This is a genomic window from Paenibacillus sp. J22P51 (assembly GCF_059692215.1).
Genome location: NZ_JCAUAZ010000007.1, coordinates 45,806 through 68,511 on the forward strand (window position 1 = coordinate 45,806; position 22,706 = coordinate 68,511).

At 44.8% G+C, this 22,706-nt stretch carries 19 protein-coding genes; 17 read left to right on the forward strand and 2 right to left on the reverse strand.

Going from position 1 to position 22,706, the window contains the following annotated elements:
• Positions 1-57: 57 nt before the first annotated feature.
• The 6 genes from AC58QC_RS16415 (at position 58) to AC58QC_RS16440 (ending at position 7,173) form a co-directional block, all read left to right on the forward strand.
• Positions 58-1,035, forward strand: coding sequence for an AAA family ATPase (locus AC58QC_RS16415; protein WP_497416205.1), 978 nt, complete (start codon positions 58-60; stop codon positions 1,033-1,035).
• Positions 1,036-1,273: 238 nt separating this feature from the next.
• On the forward strand, positions 1,274-2,602 hold the full coding sequence (gene hflX / locus AC58QC_RS16420) for a GTPase HflX (protein ID WP_497416206.1): 1,329 nt from the start codon (positions 1,274-1,276) through the stop codon (positions 2,600-2,602).
• A gap of 31 nt (positions 2,603-2,633) precedes the next feature.
• The gene (locus tag AC58QC_RS16425; RefSeq protein ID WP_497416433.1) at positions 2,634-3,854 is read left to right on the forward strand and encodes a methionine gamma-lyase family protein; all 1,221 of its coding nucleotides are present in this window, start codon (positions 2,634-2,636) and stop codon (positions 3,852-3,854) included.
• 95 nt (positions 3,855-3,949) lie between these two features.
• Complete coding sequence (locus AC58QC_RS16430; protein ID WP_047676992.1) at positions 3,950-4,360, forward strand: MerR family transcriptional regulator; 411 nt, start codon at positions 3,950-3,952, stop codon at positions 4,358-4,360.
• Positions 4,361-4,415: 55 nt separating this feature from the next.
• Positions 4,416-5,744, forward strand: coding sequence for a type I glutamate--ammonia ligase (gene glnA / locus AC58QC_RS16435; RefSeq protein ID WP_497416434.1), 1,329 nt, complete (start codon positions 4,416-4,418; stop codon positions 5,742-5,744).
• A gap of 190 nt (positions 5,745-5,934) precedes the next feature.
• Positions 5,935-7,173 (forward strand): aminopeptidase, encoded by a 1,239-nt coding sequence (locus tag AC58QC_RS16440; protein WP_497416207.1) that lies wholly within the window; start codon positions 5,935-5,937, stop codon positions 7,171-7,173.
• Positions 7,174-7,245: 72 nt separating this feature from the next.
• Here the strand turns inward: AC58QC_RS16440 and lexA are convergent, their stop codons facing one another.
• Positions 7,246-7,863: a transcriptional repressor LexA gene (gene lexA, locus AC58QC_RS16445; RefSeq protein WP_056620907.1), complete on the reverse strand. Its 618-nt coding sequence runs from the start codon at positions 7,861-7,863 to the stop codon at positions 7,246-7,248.
• A gap of 145 nt (positions 7,864-8,008) precedes the next feature.
• Here lexA and AC58QC_RS16450 point away from each other — a divergent pair, with 145 nt between their 5' ends.
• From AC58QC_RS16450 to AC58QC_RS16460, 3 genes are all read left to right on the forward strand, one after another.
• Positions 8,009-8,410, forward strand: a complete 402-nt coding sequence (locus AC58QC_RS16450; RefSeq protein ID WP_497416208.1) for a LysM peptidoglycan-binding domain-containing protein — start codon at positions 8,009-8,011, stop codon at positions 8,408-8,410.
• A gap of 144 nt (positions 8,411-8,554) precedes the next feature.
• Positions 8,555-8,740 (forward strand): DUF896 domain-containing protein, encoded by a 186-nt coding sequence (locus tag AC58QC_RS16455; protein ID WP_497416209.1) that lies wholly within the window; start codon positions 8,555-8,557, stop codon positions 8,738-8,740.
• A 39-nt stretch (positions 8,741-8,779) separates the two neighbouring features.
• Positions 8,780-9,571, forward strand: a complete 792-nt coding sequence (locus tag AC58QC_RS16460; protein WP_497416435.1) for an HAD family hydrolase — start codon at positions 8,780-8,782, stop codon at positions 9,569-9,571.
• Between the two features lie 86 nt (positions 9,572-9,657).
• Here AC58QC_RS16460 and AC58QC_RS16465 read toward each other — a convergent pair whose 3' ends face one another.
• Entirely contained in the window at positions 9,658-10,197 is a 540-nt protein-coding gene (locus AC58QC_RS16465) for a 1,2-dihydroxy-3-keto-5-methylthiopentene dioxygenase (protein ID WP_497416210.1), read from the reverse strand.
• Between the two features lie 333 nt (positions 10,198-10,530).
• On the opposite strand from AC58QC_RS16465, the gene metH reads away from it, so the two are divergent.
• From metH to AC58QC_RS16505, 8 genes are all read left to right on the forward strand, one after another.
• A complete protein-coding gene (gene metH, locus AC58QC_RS16470; protein ID WP_497416211.1) occupies positions 10,531-13,968 on the forward strand; it encodes a methionine synthase in 3,438 nt (1,145 codons plus the stop codon).
• A gap of 100 nt (positions 13,969-14,068) precedes the next feature.
• Positions 14,069-14,998: a ribonuclease Z gene (rnz, locus tag AC58QC_RS16475; RefSeq protein WP_497416212.1), complete on the forward strand. Its 930-nt coding sequence runs from the start codon at positions 14,069-14,071 to the stop codon at positions 14,996-14,998.
• Positions 14,999-15,438: 440 nt separating this feature from the next.
• Positions 15,439-18,546: an S-layer homology domain-containing protein gene (locus AC58QC_RS16480; RefSeq protein ID WP_497416213.1), complete on the forward strand. Its 3,108-nt coding sequence runs from the start codon at positions 15,439-15,441 to the stop codon at positions 18,544-18,546.
• A gap of 164 nt (positions 18,547-18,710) precedes the next feature.
• Positions 18,711-19,484: a GNAT family N-acetyltransferase gene (locus AC58QC_RS16485; protein WP_497416214.1), complete on the forward strand. Its 774-nt coding sequence runs from the start codon at positions 18,711-18,713 to the stop codon at positions 19,482-19,484.
• A 17-nt stretch (positions 19,485-19,501) separates the two neighbouring features.
• Positions 19,502-20,422 carry a lysophospholipid acyltransferase family protein gene (locus AC58QC_RS16490; protein WP_497416215.1) on the forward strand — a complete coding sequence of 307 codons (921 nt, stop codon included), beginning with the start codon at positions 19,502-19,504 and terminating at the stop codon, positions 20,420-20,422.
• A 17-nt stretch (positions 20,423-20,439) separates the two neighbouring features.
• Entirely contained in the window at positions 20,440-21,435 is a 996-nt protein-coding gene (locus AC58QC_RS16495) for a metal-dependent hydrolase (protein WP_497416216.1), read from the forward strand.
• A gap of 187 nt (positions 21,436-21,622) precedes the next feature.
• Positions 21,623-22,162 (forward strand): PulJ/GspJ family protein, encoded by a 540-nt coding sequence (locus AC58QC_RS16500; RefSeq protein WP_497416217.1) that lies wholly within the window; start codon positions 21,623-21,625, stop codon positions 22,160-22,162.
• Positions 22,146-22,697, forward strand: a complete 552-nt coding sequence (locus tag AC58QC_RS16505) for a PilW family protein (RefSeq protein WP_497416218.1) — start codon at positions 22,146-22,148, stop codon at positions 22,695-22,697. The genes AC58QC_RS16500 and AC58QC_RS16505 overlap by 17 nt, the downstream gene beginning before the upstream one ends.
• The last annotated feature ends 9 nt before the right edge of the window (positions 22,698-22,706 follow it).

Here is a 22,706-nt window from a genome sequence, read left to right on the forward strand (position 1 = left end):
CAAGCGTAGGATGGTGGATACGAACTAATAAACCATCATCTAAACGAGGTGATCCTCATGAGTGGTAGAAGCTTGCCATCCAGACAAATCAACATCGTTCTCCGGCAGCCGGAACCTGGCAGTCAGCGGCGTACAGTTGAGGGATTAGGCGGGCAATCAGGCGCTTCCCCCCTTGCTGACGCCGAGCCCATGATCTCTGGTAAAAGGACGCCAATGGAAGGTCCGCTATCGGATATTTTCAAAGAGCTGAATCAACTCATAGGCTTAGAAAATGTCAAAGAGCTGGTGCATGAAATTTATGCGCTCCTCCAGATATCCCAATTTCGTGCTGAAGCTGGACTTATGAGCAATGCTCATGTGTACCATATGATTTTCAAGGGCAGCCCCGGGACAGGGAAAACGACCGTTGCAAGACTGCTAGGACGGATGTTTCATGCGATGGGCGTGCTGAGTAAGGGACATTTCATCGAGGTGGAGCGTGCAGACCTTGTGGGAGAATACATCGGGCACACCGCACTGAAAACACGTGAATTAATGAAAAAAGCGATGGGCGGCGTCCTATTTATTGATGAGGCGTATAGCTTGGCACGAGGTGGAGAAAAAGATTTTGGGAAGGAATCGATTGATGCGCTGGTAAAAGGAATGGAAGATAAGAAAAATGAGTTTATCCTTATTCTAGCGGGTTATAGCGAGGAAATGGAGCAATTCCTAGCTACAAATCCGGGACTGCCATCCCGTTTTCCGATTCAAATTGAATTCGAGGATTATCCTATAGATCAATTGATCCAAATTACAGAGCTGATGGCAAAGGAGCGGGAGTATGTTCTGCTGCCACAAACCCTTGCCAAGCTGAAGCAGCATCTTTCTGAGGAGAAAGCGATGACCTGGCGTGCTTTCAGTAATGCGCGATATGTGAGGAACATTTTGGAGAAAGCGATGCGGCATCAAGCCGTACGATTGTTAAGTCAATATGTGAATGCACCCTCCAAAATTGAACTGATGTCGATTCGTCCTGAAGATGTGAAATTTAAATGACAGCTTAAAAAACCATTTAATCTACCCAGGTTGATGGTTTTTTACGTTTGTTTAGATGGATTCTTCCTCAGATGTACCGATAAAATGAAGGCAATACTGAGTAAGTCCGTTATAATCGAATTTTCCTGTCTGGCAAATTGACTTTCCTAATCATTTCCTCCACAATGATGAAGGAATAGGCCAATTTGGCCTTATTTCAGTCATTATAAGCATTATGCGGGAAGTAAAGGAGACGACAATGAAAACAACTTCACATATGGTAGAAAAAGATATCGATGACAGAGCGGTGCTCGTCAGTCTGATCACGCAGAAGCAGAAGAAAAATGAGCTTCTGGCGGAATATTCGTTGCAGGAGCTTGTGAAGCTGGCAGAAACAGCTGGCGTACAAGTGCTGGAGACGATGACACAGAACAAAGAAGCCAAGGATACCAAATGGTTTATTGGTAAAGGGAAGGTCGAGGAATTAAAGCTGCTGTTGGAAGAGCATGGCGGGAATACGGCTATCTTCGATCAAGAGCTGTCAGGTGCACAGGTTCGTAATTTGGAAGCGGCGCTCGATGTGAAAATTATTGATCGGACGCAGCTTATTTTGGATATTTTCGCGCAACGTGCCAAAACACGTGAAGGGATTATTCAGGTTGAATTGGCGCAGCTAAGCTACTTGCTTCCAAGGCTGTCTGGCCAAGGCAAAAACCTGTCACGACTAGGTGGCGGTATCGGGACAAGAGGACCAGGGGAATCGAAGCTGGAGACTGATCGCCGGCATATCCGCGGGCGTATTGATGAATTGAAGGCGCAGCTCGAGGAAGTTGTTCGTCACCGGACCTTACATCGGGAACGTCGTAAGAAAAGCGGTGTATTCCAAGTCGCCTTAGTTGGGTATACCAATGCAGGGAAGTCTACGCTGTTGAAACAATTAACACAAGCGGATGTCTATATTGAGAATCAACTGTTCGCAACCTTAGATCCAACGTCACGGACAATGGAATTGCCAAGCGGCAAAGAAATTGTACTTACGGATACAGTTGGTTTTATTCAAAATCTACCGCATGATCTAGTCGCTTCGTTCCGCGCCACGTTGGAAGAAGCGAATGAGGCAGATTTAATTCTCCATGTGGTGGATAGCTCTACGGATATGCGGGGCGAGCAGATGCGTGTTGTACAAGAAGTATTAGAAGAGCTTGGCGCGCATCAGAAAGAACAAATTACAATTTTTAATAAAATAGATCTCTGTCCGCAAGCGGAACGGGAGATGCTTTCAACTGAAGGCGAATTCATGAAAATGAGTGCCTACACGCCTGAGGATCTGGAACGTCTTCGCATCACCATTGAGGATAAGTTGATGGGCGATAGTAAGGAGTTCCGTATTCCAGCCAATAAAGGGGATGTCATCGCCCTCATGTATCGCATAGGCGAGGTGCTTGAGACCGATGTGGATGGGGAAGACATGGTGTTCAAGGTTCGTGTGAACAAGGATGATTATGTAAAGCAGGCGTATTTACTGGTTGATTACGATCAATCGGTGGCAAAAACAGAGCAGGATGAGAACGAGGGAGAGAGCAACTAAGATGCATTTCGGGGAAAAGGTTATTGCGAGAATGGAAAGAGCTGAGCAACGCGTAGAGAGCGCTTTTCGTCAAATCGAGAAAACCATTGATCTTAATCAATGGAAGGTGATTCGTGCCTTCCAAGAACATAAAGTAAGTGATTATCATTTTGCTTCTTCAACGGGTTATGGCTACAATGATCGAGGCAGAGAAGTGCTTGACCTTGTCTATGCGGATGCGATGGGAGCAGAAGCAGCGCTTGTACGCCCGCATTTTGTATCGGGAACACATACCATCGGAACCGCCTTGTTTGGTGTTCTGCGCCCTGGCGAACATCTACTTTACATCACGGGTAAGCCCTATGATACGTTGCACAAGGTCATTGGCAAGCCTGGCGACGGCACAGGCTCCTTACAGGACTTTGGCATCGGCTACAATGAGGTCGCGCTCTTGGAGGATGGATCGCCGGATTGGCCAACTATCCAAGCGGCTATTCAGCCGAACACGAAGGTGATCGGCATCCAACGTTCACGCGGCTACTCGTGGCGACCGTCGTTCACGGTAGACCAAATCGGCGAAATGGTCCGATTTGTGAAAGAGATCAACCCCGAGCTGATTGTCTTCGTGGACAATTGCTATGGTGAATTTACCGAGCTGCAGGAGCCGACGCAGGTTGGCGTCGATCTGATGGCCGGCTCGCTGATCAAGAACCCCGGCGGCGGCATCGCCCCTTCGGGCGGCTATATCGCCGGGCGACGCGACCTCGTGGAACTCGCCGCGTACAGATTGACCGCCCCAGGTATTGGGGGCGAGGTCGGTGCCATGCTCGGCGCGACGCGAGCCATGTTTCAAGGGCTTTTCCTTGCCCCTCACTTGGTGGGGCAAGCGGTCAAGGGCTCGGTCTTCGCAGCTGCGATGTTCGAAGACCTCGGCTTTGTAAGCCATCCGCGCTGGGATGCACAGCGGACGGACTTGATTCAAGCGATCCGCTTCACCTCGGCGGAACATTTGATTACATTCGTGCAGGGCATCCAGAAGGCTTCTGCGGTGGATTCGCATGTCGTTCCAGAGCCTTGGGACATGCCTGGCTACGAGCATCCCGTCATTATGGCGGCGGGAACGTTCATTCAAGGAGGCAGCTTGGAGCTGTCTGCTGATGCTCCGATTCGCGAGCCGTATATTGCGTATATGCAAGGTGGCTTGACCTACTCACATTGTAAGTTAGGTGTACTAACGGCAATCCAACATATGGAAGACAAGGGATTACTGTGAAAATTTAAACTGTGAACAAACCTGACACTCCTTGACACGTTTTTGTTAGAAAGGTACAATAAGAGTGAGGTACTTACTGACCAGGAGTGATTAGCATGAGTGATGAGATACGTAGAAATATGGCGTTATTCCCTATCGGAATCGTCATGAAGCTGACTGATTTAACCGCAAGACAAATTCGCTACTATGAGCAACACGAACTGATCATCCCGGCACGAACTGCTGGTAATCAACGGCTCTATTCGTTTAATGACGTGGAACGTCTTCTTGAAATTAAAGATTTGATTGAAAAAGGCGTTAACATTGCTGGCATCAAGCAGGTTCTTATCCCTGTGGATAAAGATTCTGAAGATGCAACGATTCTTAACGAGCACACCGAAGTGAAGCGTAAAGAATTAACCGACTCTCAATTGCACAAAATGCTGAAGCAGCAGTTGATTGGCGGGGGAAAACGCCCGGATCAGGTTTCTTTGATTCAAGGACAGTTATCCAGATTTTACAAATAAAATTGTTGTCTAATCGCTTAACATTTGAGAGGAGAATGCACACGTGAGCTATAACATTAATTATTCCAAAGAAGATATTCTTCGCATCGCCAAAGCAGAAAACGTTCGTTTCATCCGTTTGCAATTCACAGACTTGATGGGAAGTATTAAGAACGTAGAAATTCCTCTGAGCCAGCTTGAGAAAGCGCTTGACAACAAAATGATGTTTGATGGATCTTCCATCGAAGGTTATGTACGTATTGAAGAGTCGGATATGTATTTATATCCGGATTTAGATACATGGGTTATTTTCCCATGGGTAACTGAAAGCAAAGTCGCTCGTTTGATCTGCGACATTTATATGCCAGATGGCACTCCGTTCCCTGGGGATCCGCGCGCCATTTTGAAAAACGCGTTGAAGCAAGCTGAAGAAATGGGCTATTCCGCTATGAACGTTGGACCAGAACCAGAATTCTTCCTATTCAAAACCGACGAAAAAGGTAATCCGACAATGGAATTGAATGACCAAGGTGGTTACTTCGATTTGGCTCCGATGGATCTTGGTGAAAATTGCCGTCGTGATATCGTGCTAACACTGGAAGAAATGGGCTTTGAAATTGAAGCTTCTCACCATGAAGTAGCGCCAGGACAGCACGAAATTGACTTTAAATATGCTGATGCAATTAAAGCGGCTGACCAAATTCAAACCTTCAAACTTGTTGTCAAAACAGTAGCTAGACAGCATGGCTTGCATGCAACGTTTATGCCGAAGCCTTTGTTCGGAATGAACGGTTCTGGAATGCACTGTCACCAATCCTTGTTCAAAGGTGAGACAAATGCATTCTATGATGAGAGCGACAAATTAGGCTTGAGCACAGTTGCAAGACAATATATGGCGGGCGTACTTCGTCATGCGCGTTCTTTTGCTGCGATTACGAACCCAACAGTTAACTCTTACAAACGTCTAGTTCCTGGTTATGAAGCTCCTTGCTACGTGGCATGGTCAGCAAGTAACCGTAGTCCGATGATTCGTATTCCAGCTTCCCGAGGCTTAAGCACGCGTGTTGAAGTTCGTAACCCGGATCCAGCGGCGAATCCTTACTTGGCGTTGGCTGTTATGCTTGCAGCTGGTTTGGATGGCATTAAGAACAAAATGCAGCTTCCTCCGCCAACAGATCGCAACATCTATGTGATGAGTGAAGAAGAGCGTGAAGCGGAAGGTATTCCTAGCTTGCCGCTGAACTTGAAACAAGCTTTGGACGAGTTACTTCGTGATGATGTTATTTGCGATACGCTGGGTGAGCATGCCCTTGCACATTTCTATGAGTTGAAAGAAATTGAGTGGGATATGTATAGAACGCAAGTTCACCAATGGGAAAGAGATCAATATCTGTCCCTTTACTAAAATAAACGAAACCCTTCACGCTCTTGGCGTTGAGGGTTTTTCTTTTTTTGGAGCAGCCTGTCATTGCCAATCCCTTATCAGGTACTGTATCATATAAATGGGTTTTATTTGACAACTAGATACGTAAAGCCCGTCTATCTCAAATTGGAGAATTGATGGGTTTTTTAACGCGAAGGAGACTAATTGAACTATGGACAATTTCAAGCGAAATTTAGAAAAGTACGCAGAGTTAGTGATTCGAATCGGGGTTAACTTGAATAAAGGCCAAGATTTGTTGATTGAAGCTCCCATAGAAACACTTGATTTAACGAGACTGATCGTTCAGAAAGCATATGAGGCTGGCGCGAAATTTGTCCATGTGCATTGGCAGGATGATGTCGTTACTCGTAATAAATTCGATTATGCGCAAGATGATTCGATGGACTACTACCCTGAGTGGTATACAACGATGCTCGAACGTTTTGTTGAGAATGGTGGAGCCTTATTGAACATTAAGGTGCCGAATCCGAATCTTTATGATGGTATTGACGCAAGTCTGATTTCTAGAGCATCCAAAGCTGCTTCGACTGCTAGAGCCAAGTATCAGCACTATGTGCGAACAGGTGAGTTTAGCTGGTGTTTAATCAAAGCTCCTACAGAAGCTTGGGCTTCTATTGTGTATGCGGATCTGCCAGATGAGCAGCGAATTCCTGCGATGTGGGATGCGATTTTCAAAATCAATCGTGTGTATGAAGAGGATCCTATTGCGGCTTGGCAGTCACACTTGGATAGGTTGAAGGCTACACATAGCTTGATGAATGAAAAAAGCTATAAAGCTCTGAGGTACCGGGCTACTGGTACGGATTTGCGTGTTGAGCTGCCAGAAGGACATATTTGGCTAGGTGGGGATAATGAGAACGCACGAGGCATCCGATATGTGGCTAATATGCCGACGGAAGAAGTATTTACCATACCAAACCGAACGGGTGTTAGTGGTACGGTGGCGAGTACGATGCCTTTGAATATTAATGGCGCGTTGGTGGATCGGTTTACATTTACTTTCGAAGCGGGTAAGGTAGTGGACTTCAAGGCTGAGGTTGGGCACGACCATTTGGCACGCTTATTGGATATGGATGAAGGGGCGCGCTACTTGGGTGAGGTTGCACTTGTACCGTTTGATTCTCCGATTTCCAATTTAAATCGTATTTTCTACAATACGGGCATTGATGAGAATGCTTCCTGTCACTTGGCATTGGGTAGCTGCTATCCAATTAATTTGAAGGATGGTACCAAGCTTTCCAATGCGGAATTGAAGGCTCGCGGAGGGAATACCTCTTTAATACATGTGGACTTTATGATTGGGTCTGCCGAGCTTGAGATCGATGGGGAATTAGCGGATGGTACGATCGAACCGATCTTCCGTGCGGGGAACTGGGTGTTGTCGTTTTAAAATAATGAAAAAAAGCAAGGCTCTCAAGTGTGTGATCACTTTGAGGGCCTTGCTTTTTTGGTATCCTTGGGCTTACATATCCCGGAACAAGCCGATTACGCGTCCAAGGATCGTCACGTTCTTCAATAGAATTGGTTGAAGCGCGGAGTTCTCCGGTTGAAGGCGAATATGATCCTTCTCCTTGTAGAAACGCTTGACAGTAGCTTCATCATCTTCGGTCATCGCGACAACGATATCGCCGTTATTCGCTGTTTGCTGTTGTTTGACAATGACATAGTCGCCATTGTGAATTCCAGCTTCAATCATACTGTCACCCATAATACTTAGCATGAACACGTTGTTATCGCCAACCATGCTTGAAGGGAGTGGGAAATAGTCTTCGATATTCTCAGTGGCTGTAATAGGAACACCAGCCGTTACTTTACCAACGAGGGGAACACGAGCGACGGAGACTGCGAATTGGGATTCGGCACCATCTAGTCCAAGAATTTCGATTGCACGTGGTTTAGTAGGATCTCGACGAATCATGCCTTTTTTCTCAAGACGCTCCAAATGCCCATGTACGGTTGAACTCGAAGCTAGTCCAACAGCTTCGCCGATTTCTCTAACAGAAGGCGGGTAGCCCTTATCTTTCACTTCGTTCTTAATGAATTCCATTATTGCTTGTTGACGCTGCGAAATTTTACTCATAAGTTATCACTCCAATACTGGGAATCATTACCCAAAGTATAACATAGAACCCGAGTTCGTACAAACATAAGTTCGAGAAACGGTTGACTCAAACATGTGTTCGTGTTATTCTAATATCAGAACAAATGTTTGGGGGATGATTTTTATGTATATGGCTTATTCACAATCGAACACAACAACAACACTTCAAGGTACTGCTCACACATCCAGAGGGATGACGAATAAACGGGGTTATGCGAAACTACTACTTCGTTTCTTGTTGATCGCAGCTATTCTTGGCACTGTGTTTTCGTTTGGTGCGATTGTACAAGCCTATGCAGGTGATGGGACCGTTACAGTGGCTACATCAATCGCTTCTGTTCAACCATCGGTGAAAGCTACCGAGCACGAGAAAATTGTCATCCAAAGCGGGGACACGCTATGGGAAATCGCAGACGCTCACAAAAAGAAGAGTGAGAACACTCGTTCTTATGTCGAGAAATTGAAATCATTCAATCATTTGTCGAGCAGTTCTTTGCAAGAAGGGCAAGTTCTATTACTTCCTTAATGAACGAATTCTAAGTTAATTATATAGATGAATGTACGAGACATAGTCGCCTGTTGCTATGTCTCTTTGCGTTGTATCCTTGACAATCCCAATCGGTGATGGCAAAGTAGTACTCATATTAAAATTTTGACTGGGAGGATTACAATGAGTGACAGCATGGATAAGACGATTGAACGTATCAATGAACTAGCTCGAAAGGCGAAGACGGTTGGCCTTACAGACGCAGAGTTAGAGGAACGTAACGAACTAAGAAAGATCTATATAAATGCGTTTAGAGGTAATCTTAAGGTCCAACTAGATTCCATTAAGTTTACTGACGAAGAGAAATAAGCTTACACATAGATACTACATTCAAAGGGGAAATGAATGATGACGTTGAAAGCTGTGCTGTTTGATTTGGATGATACGCTGTTATGGGATGATCGCAGTGTGGAGGAGGCTTTTGCTGCAACCTGTGCCGAAGCGGCGAAGCATGTTCGTGTAAACCCAGAGGAATTAGAAGCATCTGTTCGTAAAGAAGCGAGAAGCTTATATGAATCCTTTGAAACATTCCCATTTACCAAAATGATCGGGATCAACCCGTTCGAAGGTCTATGGGCTAATTTCACACAGGGTGAAGATGAAAACTTCCGTAAATTAGAGAAGCTTGCACCTGGCTATCGCACAGAATCTTGGACGAGAGGGCTTGCTGCTCTTGGAATTGAAGATCGTGAGCTTGGGTACAAGCTAGGTGAATTGTTTGCAGCTGAACGCCGCAGTCGTCCTTATGTTTATGAAGAAACCTTCCGTGTATTGGATGCTTTGAAAGGCAATTACAAGCTTCTTCTATTAACAAACGGTTCGCCAGATCTGCAAAAAGAGAAATTAGCAGGTGTTCCTGCGATTGCTCCATACTTTGATCACATTATTATTTCAGGTGAATTTGGACAAGGGAAACCAGCTGCAGCTATTTTCAATTATGCACTAGGGTTACTTGAGATCGAAGCAGAGGAAGGCATTATGATTGGGGACAAGCTAACGACGGATATTCTGGGGTCGGGAAGCATTGGTATGCGTAACATTTGGATTAATCATCACGGACTCCAAAGCGGCGATGAGATCGTACCTGCGTATGAAGTATCCCGTCTGCAAGAAATTTTGCCGATTATTTCAAACGGTTAAGTCTAAAGGTCATGAAGAAAGCCCAGCAGCTATGCAAGACTTAATGGTCTTGAAGTGCTGCTGGGCTATTTTTTGCGGAAATGAAATTAGGCTTTATTAAATTGTGGATCATCAACATTGTAAGCAACCCAGCCATCTTTTTCGATGAAAAGGCGAACAGCAACGATTTCACGATTATCCATCAAGGTGAAGAAGTGATTCGTGTTCTCAGGAACGGAGATCACGTCACCTGGCTCAAGTTCAACATCGAAATAGCCATGTTCTTCGGATTTGATAATGAAAATCCCTTTACCAGAAACGATAGCCCGGATTTCATCTTCGGTGTGCGTGTGCACTTGTTCGAACTTTTTGAGAAGTTCTTCAATATTTGGAGTTACATCAGAAAGGGAGATAACGTCCCAAATTTCGTAACCGCGTCTAGCAGCTAGATCTTTAATTTCAGCTTCATAAGTGGAAATGATTTCTGCTTTCTCATCATCACTAAGGATAAATTTCTCGCGAAGCGCTACAGGTAGCTTGTTAGCGTCCCAGTGCTCATAGACAACTTCTTGACTATCCAAGAAGGCTTTAACTTCAGCTTCGCCTTCGATACGTTCATTGGTATTGCGAATTCTAATTTGTGCCACGTAACATCCCTCTTTCATAAATAAATATAACCATATTATAGAGGATATCAAGCTCACTGTCGATGGAAGGATATAAGTTTTTCCGATAAAACCTATAGGAATTAATCATAATTCAAAATCTTTTCATAGAAGCCGTATTCTGTTACACTAAATCTTAACATAATTTGTCGTTTTTTTTCTTCCACATAAGAATTAAGAAGTTTCCGGCTCTCGGAAAAACAAATTCTTATTGGCGATAAAAACAACCTTTATAACGCGGTCGCTCATCCACGAATGACTTCGATAGAAGTTTTTATCATTTCGGTTTAGGAAAAGTTGAAAGGGAGTCTTGCCATGAAGAAACCACCGATTCAAGAACAGCTTAAGAAGAAGATTATGATCCTAGATGGTGCCATGGGTACGATGATTCAGCAAGAGAATTTGACAGCTGAGGATTTCGGTAGTGATGACCTGGATGGATGTAATGAAATCCTATGTGTTACACGCCCAGATGTGATTCAAAAAATTCATGAAGCTTATTTCGCCGCTGGCGCTGATATGATAGAAACGAATACGTTCGGAACGACGAGTGTTGTTTTGGCGGAGTACGACTTACAAGACCGTCATCGGGAGTTAAACATCGCTGCTGCAAAATTGGCGATTGCTGCTGCTGAGAAATATTCGACGCCAGAATGGCCTCGGTATGTAGTGGGCGCCATGGGACCAACGACCAAAACCTTGTCGGTGACAGGTGGCGTGACGTTTGAGCAATTGGAAGAAAGCTACTATCAGCAGGCACTTGCCCTTGTAGAAGCGGGCGTAGACGCGATGCTGCTTGAGACTTCCCAAGATACACTGAATGTGAAAGCAGGCAGTATTGGGATTCGCAGAGCTTTTGAAACGTTAGGCGTAGAGCTTCCAATTATGATTTCCGGTACGATTGAGCCAATGGGCACAACGCTGGCCGGGCAAAATATTGAATCCTTCTATATTTCCCTGGAGCATTTGAAGCCGATCTCGATGGGCTTGAACTGTGCGACGGGACCCGAATTTATGCGTGATCACATTCGTACGCTTTCAGGTATTGCGGATACAGCGATCAGTTGTTATCCAAATGCAGGCTTGCCGGATGAGAATGGTCACTATCACGAATCTCCGGAATCCTTGGCGAAAAAAATGGCTGGATTTGCTGAGCAAGGCTGGATCAATATTGCCGGAGGCTGCTGCGGAACGACACCAGATCACATTCGGGCAATAGCAGAGACACTTGCGAATTATCAACCAAGAACGGAATACGGCACTCATCCACCTGCGATTTCTGGTATTGAGACCGTTTATATCGAGCCTGAAAACCGTCCTATCATGGTTGGTGAACGGACGAATATTTCCGGATCCAGAAAGTTTAAGCGTCTAATTAAAGAAGGTAAGTTTGAAGAGGGCTCTGAAATCGCTCGTAATCAAGTGAAGAACGGCGCTCATGTGATCGACATTAATCTACAGGATACGGATATTGATGAAGCCTATGCGGTAGAGGAATTCATGCAAGAGGTTGTGAAAAAGGTAAAAGTACCTTTAATGATTGACTCGACCTATGATCATATTATCGAGCTTGGACTCAAGTATTCACAAGGTAAAGCGATCATTAACTCGATTAACTTAGAAGATGGAGAGACGAAATTCGAAGGGATTTTACCTCTGATTCACCGCTACGGGGCATCGGTCGTATGTATTCTAATTGATGAGAGTGGCCAAGCGGTTTCGCGTCAAGCGAAGATTGAAGTGGCAACTCGTTCGTATGAGCTTCTAACTGGGAAGTACGGCATGAATCCAGAGGATATTATTTTTGACCCGAATATGTTCCCTGTCGGCTCAGGAGATCCTCAATACATTGGTTCCGCTGTGGAAACAATTGAAGGGATTAAGCTGATTAAAGAGAAGTATCCGCTCGCAAAAACAATTCTCGGACTAAGTAACATCTCATTCGGCTTACCGGATGCGGGTCGCGAGGTTCTGAACTCTGTTTACTTGTACCACTGTACGAAGGCAGGACTTGATTATGCGATCGTAAATACGGAGAAACTAGAACGGTATGCGTCGATTCCTGATACAGAGCGTCAGCTAGCAGAGGAGCTCATTTATAATACGAATGATGAGACCTTGGCGAATTTCGTTGCCCATTTCCGTGAGAAAAAGGTGGAAAAGAAGGAGAAGATCTCGAATCTATCTCTGGAAGAGAGACTAGGCTCTTATGTTGTTGAAGGCACGAAGGAAGGATTAATTCCGGACTTGGAGATTGCTCTTCAAACCTATTCCCCGTTAGAAGTTATTAATGGACCGCTCATGAAGGGGATGGAGGAAGTTGGTCGTCTGTTCAATAACAACGAACTCATCGTTGCTGAGGTGCTTCAAAGCGCTGAGGTGATGAAAGCATCCGTTAATTATTTGGAGCCGTTCATGGAGAAATCCGAGACTGCGGTGAAGGGTAAAATTATTTTGGCAACGGTCAAAGGGGACGTTCACGATATTGGTAAAAATCTCGTGGAAATCATCCTTTCCAATAACGGGTACAAGATTATCAATCTAGGGATTAAGGTACCGCCAGAACAAATTATTGAAGCTTACCGCAGAGAGCAAGCGGATGCGATCGGGTTGTCAGGGTTGCTAGTAAAGTCAGCCCAGCAGATGGTTATTACGGCGCAGGATTTACGCACAGCGGGCGTGGATGTACCGATTCTCGTTGGTGGTGCAGCACTTACGCGCAAATTCACCAAAACGCGGATTCAGCCAGAGTATGAAGGCGTTGTTCTTTATGCGAAGGATGCCATGGATGGACTTGATATTGCCAATCGTCTGAGTGATCCAGAGCAACGCAAACGGTTGATCCAAGAGCTTCGTGAAAGCCTGGAATCTGATGTCATGGATACAGGCAGAAAAGAAGAGAAACTGCCTCAGCTAACGCGAGTGAGTTCTTCCGCTGTTTCCAAGGATCTGCCAGTTCAGGTGCCTCAGGATACTGATCGACATATCTTACGTGACTATCCGATTAGTCATTTGATGCCTTATGTGAACATGCAGATGCTGCTAGGGCATCACCTTGGGTTGAAGGGTAAAGTGGAGCAGCTGCTCAGCGATAAAGATACCAAAGCGATTCAGCTGAAGGATACGGTCGACTCGATCCTCCATGCAGCGCAGCATAACGGCATTATTAAAGCTCACGGCATGTATCGCTTCTTCCCAGCGCAATCAAACGGGAATGATGTGATCGTTTATGATCCTTCGGATACTAGCAAAGTGCTCGAAACGTTCACGTTCCCTCGTCAAGACAAAGAGCCGTACCTCTGTTTAGCCGATTATTTGAAATCCGTCGAAAGCGGCGAAATGGATTATGTTGGTTTCTTACTCGTGACAGCAGGCCATGACATAAATGAATTGGCAAAGGAATGGCGTGATAAAGGGGATTATTTGAAATCCCATGCGCTGCAAGCGACAGCACTGGAAGTCGCTGAAGGCTTTGCGGAGCGCGTGCATCACATCATGCGTGATGTCATTGGCATTGCGGATCGTGTGGACATGACGATGCAAGAAAGATTTGGGGCCAAATATATCGGACAACGCTTCTCGTTCGGCTACCCGGCATGTCCAAATCTTGATGATCAAGCGAAGCTGTTTAATTTGCTGAAGCCAGAGGATATCGGCGTTGAATTGACAGAGTCATTCATGATGGAGCCGGAAGCCTCCGTATCTGCAATTGTTTTTGCACATAAAGAAGCACGTTATTTTAACGTAGGATAAGCATGTGAGAGCGAGGCAGCCAGGGTGAACAATCATGTTCCGCGGCATCCTCGCTTTCCGTTTTGCCGATGTGATATTGAGATAGAATGGAGTTAGGCTTGTGGACTTGTACTTTTTGGGAACGGGGGCTGGCATGCCCTCCAAACAGCGTAATGTAACTTCAATTGCCCTGAATTTATTAGACGAACGGGGAACCTACTGGCTGGTTGATTGCGGTGAAGGAACACAGCAGCAGATTTTGAACTCGCCAGTGAAGTTAGGGCGTACGGAGAAAATTTTCGTCACACATTTACATGGTGATCATCTGTATGGACTACCTGGTTTGTTGACCAGTCGCTCCTATTTGGGAGGGGATACTCCATTAACTTTGTATGGTCCGCGTGGACTCAAGCAATTTGTTGATACAGCTTTAGAAGTCAGCGGAGCTCATCTAAGCTATACACTACACCTTGTTGAGCTTGATGAAGAGGGGATTATTTTCGAAGATGAAAGCTTTCTTGTGGAAACAGCTCGCTTAGAGCATCGCATTGAATGTTTTGGTTTCCGAATCGTGGAGAAGGATCAACCTGGGAAGCTGTTGAATGAAAAGCTCAAGGAACTTGGTATACCTGCGGGTCCAATCTATGGTCAATTAAAGCAAGGTCAATCCGTTCAGCTCGAGGACGGCCGGATCATTCATGGGCAAGATTTCTTAGGCGCTCCCGTTCCTGGGCGAGTGGTTGTCATTCTAGGTGACACACGCTATTGTGAGGGGGCCAAAAAGTTAGGCCGTGGTGCTGATGTTCTCGTGCACGAAGCGACATTCGCGATGGATAAGCAGGAGCTTGCGTATGCGTTTGATCACGCGACTTCAACCGATGCGGCAAGGACTGCGCAGGAGGCAGGTGCAAATGCCTTGATCATGACGCATCTAAGCTCCCGGTATCAGGGTGAGAGCGTGAATTTGCTGCTTCACGAGGCGCAGCAAATTCACGCCAACAGTCACTTGGCGAGGGATTTCTGGAGCTTTGAAGTACCGCGTAAAGTGTAAATGAAATAAGCTTCTTTCGCTAGTTACTTAGCGAGAGAAGCTTATTTTTACATTTCAACGTCAATTTCCTGCGTTCACCTCATACACTAAACAAAACCAACGAAAATCGAGGTGAAAGTATGGAAATTACACTTGGTGAAGTGCTGCTTTCTACCTTTATATCCTCGATCTTTTTCATAATGATTAAGGAAATCAGGAAGTCTTACAAAGATTCAGAATAGTTGGGAATTTATATCAGAAGCCCTATACGGAATGCTAGGGCTTCTGATAAAATAAATGTAAACGCTTTATAAATGGGGGTGGACATGACGTATTCGGTTTACAGAGCGACTGTATACCATATCTCCTTTTTTATTTTTATTTGTGCTATATTTGGGATTTTATGTATATCGAAGGATACATATGCCTCTGAAATACCGGTTTCTCAAGGTAAATCTGTAGTGGCATCATCTGTTACAGGAGCTACATATAGTGCAAGTCAAGCGGTGGACGGATTCATCTATACGAAATGGGCAGCAAGCACTTTACAACTTCCGCAATGGTTAACGGTAGACCTTTCGCAGAATGTGCATGTTGCTCGAGTTGAAGCGGTGTTTGAACATGTGAATAGTTCCTATGCGTACAAGATAGAATCCTCTATTGATGGTATCAACTGGAGCATTTTTGCGGATCGTTCCGCGAATTCAACGATTAACTTTCCTTTTTATTCGGATAGCGGTGATGTTCTCGCAAGATTCGTCCGATTACAAGTGCTGGGCGTTGGGTCACCTGGGGATCTAGCCAGTGTTTATGATTTTCGAGTCTATTCAACGAATGAACCTCTTGCCCTGCTCTCACAAAATAAGACAACGGCTGCGTTTAGTAGTTTTTCCGGCAGCTGGGGCTCTGATAAAGCGGTGGATGGTCAATTATTATCCAGTTGGGCACCAAGCAGTACTTCATTGCCACAATGGCTGGTGGTAGATCTCGGTCAGCTGCGCAACGTGCAGCGGTTTGAGACGACCTACACAAATCAGCAAGATGTATATGGGTACAAAATTGATTTTTCTGTCGATGGTCTTACCTGGTATACCTTTACGGATCGTACAACGAATACGCTGAGGGGAGAACCGCGTTATGTGGATGAAGGGAATGTCACTGCACGATATTTCCGACTGACGACGACAAGTGCAGCTTCAGGCGGATACGCAAGTGTCGCAGAATTTCAAATTTATGGAACAGATAACGGCTCGAACAACCCACAGACGCTAACTCGTATTTATTTGAATGAGGAAAGTTATCGTGTACAACCAGGCGAAACTATAGCTAGTTATTTGACAGGGGTTTACGCAAATGGGCACACCAATAGTATCCAAACTGGCGCCACCTTTAGAATCGCAAATACCGCTATAGCAACAGTAAATGCGAATGGTGTTATCACAGGAGTTGCTTCTGGGACAACAACGTTGACGGTAAACTTCAATGGCCAAACGACAACAGTTGACATAATCGTGTCTCCAACTTTGGTGAATGTCAATCGTATAGCATTTGATAGCTATTCGTATACGCTCCCAATTGGTGCCACCCGGACTCCCGCTGTGATTGCGTATAAGAATGACAGCACTACCCAAACTCTGACAAGCTTGACCTATGTGAGCTCAAATCCTGCGGTGGCTAGTGTCAACGCAAGTGGTATGGTGACAGGGATATCAGCGGGCGTATCAACGATCACAGCTAATTATGGCAGCTTCACGGCATCAGCGAGTGTACAAGTGACAATTCCAGTAAGTCGGATCGAACCAGATGAAAGCTCATTATTGTTGGACGTAAACGCAACACATTATCTCATTATTCATGCTTATGATAGTCAAAATAATGCATCCGATGTAACTTCGAGTACGACTTTCGTAAGTTCAAATTCATCCGTTGTCTCCATTAGCAGTAGTGGTTATATCACAGCCTTGCGTGCAGGGAGTGCAATCATCACTGCGACGTATAATGGTATCTCTACAACTGTGTATGTCACAGTAGCGCTCAAAGATATCTTAGCTCCAAATTGGAATTATGGTTCAAGTGTAACTATAACACCGGTTTCAGGTACTTCTATAACGCTAACTTGGTCGGCAGCAACGGATAATGTTGGGGTCACTTCCTATCGGGTATATAAGGATTCGGAACTCATTACGACTGTGAGCGGAAGTGAGCTCTCTACGGAGTTATCGGAATTAACGACGGGCACGAATATGAGGTTTAAAATTGAAGCGGGAGATTTAGCGAACAATTGGTCTTCTAATGGACCAACAGCTACTTACACGATCACTGGAGGCTTGAAACTATCAGGTTCTTCCACACTCCTTCTAACGAGTGATCGGGTACGCGAAGCCGCACCAGACGGCAGTGTGCTTTCAAGAATCCGTATCGATGAGAGTGAGTTACGGGAGGCTTTCACCGCTTTAAATAATGGTTCGGCTTCCTTATTGTCCATGCAAATTCAGGATGACAATGATACGACAGTGGTTGAATTCTCAGCTAGCTTGTTAAACGAACTGCAAGGAATAGGGACGAACGGAAGTCTCCAACTAGATTTGGCGGCGATTCAGGTTACAATCCCATGGCTTCTTTTCAAAAATCATGTAGGTGAAGCTGAAGAAACGAATGGACTATTTGCTGTGAAAATTCGGCATGAAGCTGGTCAGCTTGCGGAAACTTTAACGGGGATAGCGGTCTCTGAACACGCAAACCTGCTGCTCACAAACCCACTAGAGTTCGAAATCCAAGCAAGTGGCAATACGATTCGTTATTACGAAAACATGCATGTGGAGAGAGCCATTGCTCTTCCAGGCACTTCGTACTCACCCAATGTGACTGCTGTTCGATTAGATGTAGATTCAGGGAAAATATCCTTTGTACCTTCCCTACTTAAAGGTGGGGATAATAGTTGGAAAATGGTGATAAAAGATCAGTATGGCGGAATATACACCATCATCCAGAAGGATAGGCATTTTGAAGATATGGGAACGCACTGGGCGAAAGAGGATGTAGAGAAACTTGCGTCCAAAAGCATCATCACTGGGGTTGATGATCAGAACTTTGCGCCAGAGAAGGAAATCTCACGTGCTGAGTTTGCTACATTACTGATTCGTGCCCTAGGCATCCGAGTAAGCGACTCTGATACGGGAACCTCAGGGTTTAGGGATATCCACGCTATAGACTGGTATGCGCAAATGGTTAACACAGCGGCTAAAGCGGGCTTAATCGATGGATATGAGGATGGGACCTTCCGACCTTCTCAGCAGGTAACGCGCGAACAGATGGCTGCTATGATCAAACGAACGATTCAAATCACAGGAAGCCAGCAAGAGAGCTATGCACAGGATTCGATTCTTAAGTCATTTAGCGATCAGCATGCGATCGATAACTGGGCAAGAGATGCGATGGCCTTTACCCTGCAAAAAGGGTTGATTCAAGGAGTTACAGAGACACAGCTTAATCCCAATGCCTTTGCAACGCGAGCGCAAGCAGCAGTCATGTTGAAAAGGTTATTAATTTATTTGAAATTTATGAATTAACGAGTCCGAAGAACGCATTTCGCCAGTAGGCGATTGTGTTCTTTTTTTTCATTTTCAAGACGAATGTCACGATGATTACAAATTCTTCACAACACGCAAATCAGCAGAAAATAAAGCTCTGTTAATCTAGAATTGTAAACTCTAGTTGAAGGGCGTGAGGAAGAATGAATGGAGTACCTCTATTAACGGCGCCACAACCTGCAAAGCTGATGATGAAGCTTGCAAATCGTGCTGAAGAAATTGAGCAAGCGATGCAACTGCGATACCAGATTTTCGTAGAAGAAGAGAAAAATTTACGCTTGATGAATGAACAAAGAATTGAAACCGATGTGTATGATTCGTATTGTGATCATCTTATTGTCAAAGATCTCGAAACGGATCAGGTCATCGGGACATATCGACTTCTTCCTGGGGACCGCGCATGCGAGGGAATTGGCTTCTATTCGGAGACAGAATTTGATTTAAGCGCTATTTCGGAATTGAAACAACAATCCTTGGAGTTGGGACGCAGCTGCATTGTACCTGCTTATCGTGGGGGTAGGGCGATTCAAATGCTGTGGGAAGGGATTGCTGATTATATCAACGGGCGTAATTTCACACATTTAATCGGATGTGCCAGTGTTCATTTTTCAAATATAGAGGATTTAAACGAGATGTATTCGATGCTGAGGCAGAAACAGGTGTTGACTGACCGTTATGGGATAATGCCGCTGGATACACATCGAATTTCAGGGCTCGCTCATATTGAACTCGCTGGTAACGAGAAAGAAATGTTTCGCAAGCTGCCTCCTTTGATGAAAGGCTATCAGTGGTTAGGGGCTGAAATTGGCGGGGACCCTGCCTATGATGAGCTTTTTGGGACTGTGGATTTTTTCATTATATTACAAAAGGATAAAGTGGCGCGGCGGTACAAACGTCATTTTCTTGATACGGAGTGAAATGAGGTGTTCTTGCCTTGTATGAATGGATAGCTAAGCTAACTTCAGGTGAAGGAAAAGAAAGTCGTTTGGAGCGAATCCTACCCATTTTCCCATTGTGGATGATGTCGTTATTATGTGGCATGTTAGCAGCTGTATGGTGTGTGGTTTCACGTAATGGGTTTCTGGAACGCGTGGAACATAATTTGGCCGATCTCTTAGCCCCTATGTCGAGACGCAAAATAAGGTCACTGAGGCGGCGTTATGTGAGGAATGTGGTTTTCTCGCTGTATGAAATTTTTTTCTTATCGAATCGATTGAATGAGCGCAATTTCGAGCTGCAGGGTGAAGAACATTTACAAGCTGCGAAGCAATTGGCAAAAGGGAAAGGGTTTATCATTTACACGCCGCATGTGGGTAACTTTTTCAGTTATTATTGGTTCTTAACCAAACGTTTTGATTGTCTTACCGTTGCTTCCGCGGGAAGCCCTGAGCTGCTGCCGCTATATATGAAATTTGCTGCCTTAGGTTGTAAAGGGTTAGATTACGACAGTGTTCCGCCAATCGAGCTGTACCGGACCTTGAAAAATCATATTCAATCTGGAGGGGTCGTCTTTCTGTTAGGTGATTTCTGGCGGTCTTCATTTCCGTTATCGCAATTATTCGGAAGAGTTACTCGCACACCAGAAGGTGCAGCAATGCTAGCGCATGAACAGCAGGTGCCAATTGTACCTTTCTATGGGTATAGGAAGCGAAATTTCAAACATCGGCTTATTGTTGGAACTCCAATTAGCCTAAATGCACAGTTGGAGCGAACTTCGCGTACTACTAGAGCAGATACGAATCTTATGCTTAATCATTTCATTGAACGAGTTATTCGCGAACAGCCTGCTTCTTGGTTTTATTGGTTTAACGTTCATGAACGTTGGGAGAACGTTCAGCAGCATGTAATAACATAAGAACGGGGGAACGATATATGGATTCAGCAAGCCACTTATTGTTTGGAGTAAGCCTCGCAGGGCTAGCGTGTTTGGAACCATCGGTTGTGCAAGAGCCTGCTCTTGCACAAGCTATTCTCGTGGGAACATTAGCAGGATCTTATGCGCCAGATTTAGATACCGTTGCTCGATTACGAGGCTATGCTAGTTATATCCGAATTCATCGCGGAGTGACGCATTCTTTACCGGCTCTGCTTATATGGCCGCTAATAATAAATTTACCGCTTGCGGCGGTATTTGGAGTTTGGGGTCACTTCCTAAGCCTATTCCTATGGACGTTTCTTGCTGTTGTCTGCCATGTGGGGCTTGATGCTCTGAATGTATATGGTGTTCAATGTTTACGGCCTTTTACGAAAAAATGGGTGCATTTGGATACACTATGTCTCTATGATCCTTTCTTGTTTGTGCTTCATGCAGCAGGAGGAATCCTCTGGTTTGTCGTTTGGCGAGGAGAGTCAGGGAGTCATATCGGGGAGATGTTCGCGCTTATATTTGCAGCTACGCTCTTATATATTGTGTTTCAATCTTCCAAGCGTAAGGCTCTTATAAAACTTATTCGTAACGAGTTAAAGCAAGCCTCCGGGGATTGTCGACTTGTGCCTAGCTTGAAGTGGTCCTATTGGCAGTTTGTTTTTGAAAGTGACACGAGCTACTATTTGGGCGAGATTCGAAATCATCAGGTTCTTGTCTTAGAGCAGTACAGTCGCAAAGATTACAATCGCGAGGCTTCTCATCCGATTGTGAAAGCATCCATGGGAACCGAAGGTGTACGTGCTTTTCTGTACTTTGCTCAGCACATTTATGTGTCTTGGAAAGAGAAGAATGGCGGTTATGAAGTACAATGGCGCGATATGCGCTTCTGGCACAATCGGAAGTTCTCCTTCGGGGTTGATGTCCACCTTGATCGTGATATGAAAGTGGTAAGTGATCGTATCGGGATGGACAAAAAAGCATGGGACCCTCCGTTTGTGTAAACTAACTTGTAAAGTCTCACTCCATTGTGGAGTGAGGCTTTTTGCATTTGACCGTACATACGAATTGATCCCAAATTGTCATTTTAATAGAAGGGGAATCCGTAGTCGGAATCGAATATATGGTACAATAGTCCTAGGTACATAGGTATTTGTAAGTTGAGAATATGTAAAATAGGAGCGGGATTGGATGAATAGAAGAGAACCGCGTGATGAAGGCTTTACGCTAATCGAAGTGCTAGCGGCGACGGTTATTTTGTCAGTGGTTTCGATGGCTATGATGGCTTTCTTCATACAGGCCATGTCCTATAATAAAGGCAATCAGAATAAGACCGTGATGATCAATTTGGCGAGAAATGCATTGTTTTATTTGGAGAAGCAGCCGTTTAATGATATGAAGACTTATTTTGAGACAAATGCGGTTATTGATCTTCAACTCTCCCAATGTAATATAGTGTCGGGACCGCTCAAATGCAGCTCAGAGGAACCAGTTCTAGAAAAAATGATTGGGCTTTGGGATGTGTTTAATCCGGAAGTGAACGGGAAGCAGTATGAGGTAACGGTGAAGTATCAAAGTGAGTTGACTGATGCTTCGAAAGCAACGAATACAGTGAAATTCAATTATTTGATTCCGATTTCTGTCACCGTAAAAGATAAGCATACATCGGATAATAGCTCTCGCAATCAAGCTAACGTAGAGGGGTATATTTTGGATGAATCGATTCGTTAATAGATTGTTAAAACAGGATGAGGGCTTATCGTTAATTGAGTTAATCGCTGCACTGACCATTCTTTCTTTAGTGATGGGAACCATTTATGGCGTGATTACGTTCGGCTATACGTCTTACAATAAAGTAAAGGTAGAGAATGAATTGCGGGATGAGGCAGACATTGTAATGTCAACAATTATGACGGAATTGTACACGGTTGGCCCGACGACGATTGAAAGTGAAGAAGGTGTGAATGGCATTATACTCACCCGGAAAGATGTAATTGATTCCGCAACCTCGTACAGTGAAATATACTTTGATCCCGTACAGTCGGGTGCCAAAAATCAGTTTCGATATGGCGATCCGAAGAAAGCGCCGTCAACGTTAAAAGCACTCGACATTGCGTCCGACCTCAAGGGCTCGACCATTCAACTTGAGTGCGGATCCATTAAGCAGTGCCATAGCGGACTTATCGTAGTAGATTTACATCTCATGCAGAAAGATGCGAAAGGGATCGCGCATACTTTGAATTTAAAAAGCAGATTCGGTTTTTAATGGGGGAGT